This window comes from Microbulbifer mangrovi, from assembly GCF_002009015.1.
GTDB classification, from domain to species: domain Bacteria; phylum Pseudomonadota; class Gammaproteobacteria; order Pseudomonadales; family Cellvibrionaceae; genus Microbulbifer; species Microbulbifer mangrovi.
Genome location: NZ_LZDE01000048.1, coordinates 1 through 471 on the forward strand (window position 1 = coordinate 1; position 471 = coordinate 471).

Below are 471 nucleotides of genomic sequence, written 5' to 3' on the forward strand. Positions count from 1 at the left end.
TCGCCCCTGTTGCGGGCGTTATACGTCTAGAGGAAGAATGAAGAAATATCTAGCACTATTAATATTTGGTTTCTGCTTAAATGCTTATGCAGAGCAGAAGGCGACAGTTTTTGTCGGCGAGTCAAACTTTTCTATTGACGGCTCATCAGAAACATTTAGCAAGGAGTCATTGCTACAAGAGCTTAAAAAGCGCAGTTTGGACAGTGTTATTTTAGCCGTAGATGTTTGTGCAGGCCCCGTTCAGGTAGCAGATGCATATGTTGTTCTGCAACAACTAAATATTATGGACGTCGAACTCAAAGGGGTTGGTGAGCTTAAGTCAGGTGGGTGCGGCAACGTATAACAATCGCAGGCAGTTTGTTCCGGCGCTTCGCGCCTCCACGGGACAGCCAACGCTAAGCACATATTGTGCTGGTCGCTGCGCTTCCTTTTTAGCACAATATGTGCTTAGCATTGTCTGCCCCTGCTGCG

The 471-nt window shown here is 46.9% G+C and carries 1 protein-coding gene; it reads left to right on the forward strand.

Annotated features, from left to right (window positions below; translation table 11 throughout):
• A partial coding sequence (locus tag B4U49_RS00205) for a hypothetical protein (protein ID WP_204902945.1) occupies positions 1-343 on the forward strand: 343 nt, incomplete at its 5' end.
• Positions 344-471 lie beyond the last annotated feature (128 nt).